Annotated in this window: 5 protein-coding genes; 3 read left to right on the top strand and 2 right to left on the bottom strand. The window is 63.1% G+C overall.

What is annotated here, in order from left to right:
• Positions 1–202: 202 nt before the first annotated feature.
• A complete protein-coding gene (locus tag ACZ6YG_RS44530; protein ID WP_466021359.1) occupies positions 203–1,273 on the top strand; it encodes a DUF4236 domain-containing protein in 1,071 nt (356 codons plus the stop codon).
• A 157-nt stretch (positions 1,274–1,430) separates the two neighbouring features.
• Here ACZ6YG_RS44530 and ACZ6YG_RS44525 read toward each other — a convergent pair whose 3' ends face one another.
• Together ACZ6YG_RS44525 and ACZ6YG_RS44520 are read right to left on the bottom strand one after the other, a co-directional pair.
• Positions 1,431–1,631: a DUF397 domain-containing protein gene (locus ACZ6YG_RS44525; RefSeq protein ID WP_466021358.1), complete on the bottom strand. Its 201-nt coding sequence runs from the start codon at positions 1,629–1,631 to the stop codon at positions 1,431–1,433.
• Positions 1,628–2,443: a helix-turn-helix domain-containing protein gene (locus ACZ6YG_RS44520; RefSeq protein WP_466021357.1), complete on the bottom strand. Its 816-nt coding sequence runs from the start codon at positions 2,441–2,443 to the stop codon at positions 1,628–1,630. Before ACZ6YG_RS44520 ends, ACZ6YG_RS44525 begins: the two co-directional genes overlap by 4 nt.
• A 210-nt stretch (positions 2,444–2,653) precedes the next feature.
• Here ACZ6YG_RS44520 and ACZ6YG_RS44515 point away from each other — a divergent pair, with 210 nt between their 5' ends.
• Together ACZ6YG_RS44515 and ACZ6YG_RS44510 are read left to right on the top strand one after the other, a co-directional pair.
• Entirely contained in the window at positions 2,654–3,100 is a 447-nt protein-coding gene (locus tag ACZ6YG_RS44515; protein WP_466021356.1) for an ATP-binding protein, read from the top strand.
• A gap of 68 nt (positions 3,101–3,168) precedes the next feature.
• The gene (locus ACZ6YG_RS44510; RefSeq protein WP_466021355.1) at positions 3,169–3,396 is read left to right on the top strand and encodes a hypothetical protein; all 228 of its coding nucleotides are present in this window, start codon (positions 3,169–3,171) and stop codon (positions 3,394–3,396) included.
• Positions 3,397–3,878 lie beyond the last annotated feature (482 nt).

Raw genomic sequence — 3,878 nt, 5'->3', positions numbered from 1 at the left:
GACAGCCGGGCACCCACGCTGACCACAGCGAGGAAATCGACCTCCAGCCGAAGACTTCAGCCGACCAACTCAAGGTCGAGAAAGATCGAGGCTAGTCAGACATAGGCACCTTGAACTGGGCTATTCTGCGTTCGGCAATGTGACGCGCTGAGCCGCATAAATCAGCATAAGTCCAAGCACCCCCGAGCGATAAGGACAGCCCATGGGCTTCTACACTCGTACGAGCCTGCGCGCTGGACCGTTCCGGTTCACCATGTCCCCGTCAGGCATGGGTGTCTCGGTAGGCGTTCCCGGTTTCAGAGTGGGGACCGGCCCGCGAGGCAACTACGTGCACATGGGCCGCGGCGGGATCTCCTACCAGAGCACGATCGACAAGCCCGCGCCGCATTCTTCGCCGTACCCACGGCCCTACATCCCCCCGTCCAGTTCCGTGGTGATGGAGGACGTAACCGGAGCATCGGTCCAAGAGCTCGTGGCCGGCCACCGCAGCGATCTGGTCAACCAGATCCAGGTCGCGGCCCGCCGGCGACCGCTCTGGCCATTCGCCCTCGGCGCCCTCCTCGTTCTCGGCCTCGTCCTCGGACGATGGGGCCTGCTCCTGATCCTTGTCGGCGTCCCGGCGATCGTCTGGCTGGCGATGCGCGACCAGGCCAGACGATCGGTCGTCGTCATCTACGACGTCAACGACGACATGGCGCGACGATTCGACGACCTCGTACAGGCCGTCGGAGCCCTGCAACAGGTCGGCGGCTTCTGGCTGATCACCGCATCCGGTGCCGTGCAGACTCCGTACCAGTACAAGGTGAATGCCGGCGCGTCGACCCTGCACCGCCGCCGGGCGGCCGCAGCCGGCATGAACGGACCGAGAATCCTGGTCACCAACGTCGCCATTCCGACGCTGACCTCGGGCGAAAGATCCGTCCATTTCCTCCCCGACCGGGTGCTTCTCAGGGAGGGGAAGCACTACGCGGACATCCCCTACCAGCAGTTGGAACTCTCGGCCGAGGCGGTGCGGGTCATCGAGGAGGGCGCTCTCCCCCGCGACGGTGAGATCGTGGACCGGACCTGGCAGTACGTGAACGTCAAAGGAGGGCCCGACCGTCGCTTCAAAGACAACCGGCAGCTTCCCGTGATGAGATACGGGCGCCTCACCCTCTACAACCATCACGGACTGCACATGATCTGGGACGCCTCTCAGTTCAGGGCCGTCCACGCCACCGCCCGGGCGTTGACGAACGCGGCATCGGCGCAGCCGCCGATCATCCCGTCATAGATCGGTCCACCCGTGTAGCCGGTGTATGTGGGGCGTCAGGCCACAGTCAGGGAGTGCGCCTCGACGCGTAGGCAGCCTGACCGGACATCCGGTAGCAGGCTGCCATGCGTACCCCTTCTGGAGTGGTCCCAGTCGAGCGTCCGGAAGCCGACGAAGGTCAGGCCAGGTCGAACTCACCGTCCCGGACGCCGCCCACGAACGCCTTCCACTCGCCTGGTGTGAAGATCAGCGCGGGGCCGTGGGGGTTCTTGCTGTCGCGTACGGCGACGACACCGGGGAGGTTGGTCGCCACCTCGACGCACTGCCCGTTGTCGCCGCTGGCAGTCGCTTTGCGCCACTCCGCATTTTCAAGATTCATGGGGTCCATTTCCTTACCGCATCCTCTATGACCTGCAGTGACATTGATTGAGGGTAGGCATCCGCTCTGATGGTGTCATACCTCACTTTGACCCGCACGACGGATTCGTGATCGCCCGTAACCAGACCCGACAGCACGGAATCGGCTGATACGACTTCGGTGCCGTCGCGTAGTCGTGCCAGCGTGAACGCGCTCATCATGCCAGCCGCGCACCCGGCCGCGGTAGGCACTACTTGGACAGTGATTCGTGAATTCTGTACGTGTTCTAGAAGCCGGCCGAGCTGTTCAGCGAGAACCTTCGGGCCGCCTATTGGGCGGTGCAGCGCGCTTTCATCGATGATTGCCAGGAAAACAGGCGGGTTCGGGGCATCGAAGATCTCCATGCGTCGCATCCGGACCTGCACCCGTTCCTCGACCAACTCGGTAGGGATCGTGGTGCCGAAGATGGCCCGCGCGTACTCGGGTGTCTGGAGCAGACCAGGGATCACGAGCGGGTCCCACGACTGAAGGATGGCGGCTTGCGGTTCGATCTCCTCTACCCAGCGAGCAAACCAGCCGAGGGTCGGCGAATGCGATATTTGTGTGAATAGGTCCATGAAGTGACCGTCGAGCTGGAAAGCCCGATCAAGCGCCTCCGCGAATTCCACCGTGGGAGCCCGCCGCCCTCGCTCGACATGGCTGATCAGTGAGGTATGACATCGAACCCTGTTGCTCAGCGCGGTCTGGGATATACCCGCTTCCCTGCGGCGGCGCATCAGGTCGGCGGCGAAGCGCGCACGAGGCGACATCTGGTCACCGATGCCGTTGTCCATGCTGCTCCTCCATAGACACATCGCTGAGGCGTTGGGCAGTCTTTACTTTCCGTGACAGTACAACTACAGCGATGCGACACGCAACAGGGCACTTGTGTCTACTTCCGTCGCCGGATAAGGCCAGGTAAAGCCCCTGCAGAACGCTCCCGAAGCTCATGCTGAGACTCCACGCAGTCGTACTAGACGCACTGCTTGTCATGGGAGGTCGGCATGAGCGTGAACCTGTTGGCGACCCGGCAGAACTACACGGAGCTGCCGGTCCACCCAATCGCGGTGTCCCTCGCTCGTAGACATGTGGCGTGCGTGCTGGCGGACTGGGGGCGCGGCGCCCTCATCGACGACGCCCAACTCGTGATCAGCGAGTTGGTCACGAACGGCATCAAAGCCTCGGATCCCAGCGAGGACGAGATTGAGGCGTACGGGATGCTCGCCGGGTCCTATCGAAGGGTTCGGATAGGACTCCATCGGGCGGCCGGTGGAGTCGTCCTGGAGGTCTGGGACTGCTGCCGCCGTCCTCCGCAACTGTGCCGGCCGGACGCGGGTGCAGTCGGCGGCCGAGGGCTGCTCGTGATCGACACTGTCGCAGTCACCTGGGGGTATCGGTGGCCGAAGACAGGCGGAAAGATCGTCTGGGCCATGCTGGGCGAAGCGTCATGACCGACCTGGACGACTGGACCTGTCCTCAGCTTGCCCCCCATCCGCCAGGCCGCATTGGCCTGCCGACGATGCCGATCGACTGGACGGCCGAGCGGCCGTTCCGGTCACGGGTGCTGGGCTACACCTGCTCGTGTCGGACGATCGTGTACGAGTTGCTCGCGTCCGGTGGCATGTACGTGATTCGCCGCACGTACCAGACCACTCCCCCACGAGTCGCGTACGCCGGGCCGTGGTCGAGACGCGTGGCGGAGCGGATGTGGGACTCGATCCTCACGGGCGAGGCGCGGTTACCGTAGCTTTCTCAACATCTGAGAACTCCTCAAGCCCTGCTGTTATCCCTGCTTCTCGCCACCGAAAGAACTCATGTCCGTCCACAACGCCGCGCACCCTTCATAGGCGACAAGCAGCCTCGGGCTATTGCGAACGGGCCGATAGTCCTGCAACCAGCGGAAGAGCAGAGGGTCTATAGGTCCAGGGACAAGTGACTTCAGATCTGGCCCTCCAGACCAGGAAAGGCGTTCCTGATGATTTGAACAAGCTCGGCAGCGCGCTCCTGGTCAAGCTGGAGGGTCTGGCTCGTCTTCTTTTCGGACTGTCGCCCATCTGAGCCGTATGTGCTGAGCTGCAATAGGACACCCTCGTCGGTGTGTAGCACCTGATAACCGCACTCCACTTCGGTGGGGGGCCGCGCCCAGGGAGATGGTGTTTGAGAAGGCCACCTGTAATCCGGTGGACTATTAGGAGGCAATCGCCTCGATGGTCACTTTAGCATCATTTG

The sequence above is a fragment of the Nonomuraea sp. NPDC054003 genome (assembly GCF_055585125.1).
The sequence above is the reverse complement of the archived record's forward strand: the minus strand, read 5'-3'. Positions and strand labels throughout refer to the sequence as shown.